This window comes from Vibrio sp. 378 (genome assembly GCF_033339435.1).
Genome location: NZ_JAWOUO010000426.1, coordinates 1 through 768, shown reverse-complemented (window position 1 = coordinate 768; position 768 = coordinate 1). Strand labels below are relative to the sequence as shown.

General features: G+C 48.0%; 1 protein-coding gene. It reads right to left on the bottom strand.

Features of this window, described 5'->3' with window-relative positions; genetic code table 11:
• Positions 1-768 (bottom strand): UDP-N-acetylmuramate--L-alanine ligase (gene murC / locus R7Q48_RS26725; protein WP_318133253.1); only part of this gene is annotated, 768 nt, incomplete at both ends.

Here is a 768-nt window from a genome sequence, read left to right as displayed (position 1 = left end):
TTTAGAATCGCGTCATCTTCAATGTCGTCTTCCGTTGCGACCGCTATTGCTGCTGATGCGTTCAACGCATTGTGACGGCCTGGAATGTTTAGCGTGATATCGAGGTTAGCTCGACCTTTACGTACTACTGTAAATTTACCTTGCTGACCTTCTTGATGATAATTTTCGATACGTGCGTCCGCATCGTCAGAAAAGCCGTAGGTGATCACTTGACGGCTAATACGCGGAATCAACTCGCGAATCACTGGATCATCGATACAGACAATGGCTTGGCCATAAAACGGCAGGTTGTGAAGAAAATCAATGAAGGTTTGTTTCAACGTTTCGAAGTCACCACCGTAGGTATCCATGTGGTCAGCTTCGATGTTGGTAACGATGCTCACCATAGGTTGCAGGTGCAAGAAAGAGGCGTCACTCTCATCCGCTTCTGCAATCAGAATACGGCTAGAGCCCAAGCGCGCATTTGTGCCCGCGCTCTTTACTAGACCGCCGTTTACAAACGTTGGATCAAGGCCTGCTTCGGAATAGATTTGTGTGACTAGTGCTGTGGTGGTGGTTTTACCATGTGTACCCGCAACAGCGATACCATGACGGAATCGCATCAGTTCAGCCAGCATTTCTGCTCGGCGAACAATAGGAATACGCAATTCACGAGCCGCCATGACTTCAGGGTTTTCTTCGTTAATCGCTGTGGAAACGACTACCACACTAGCCTTTTCGACATTACTTGCTTGGTGACCAATAAATACGGTTGCCCCTTTCGACACT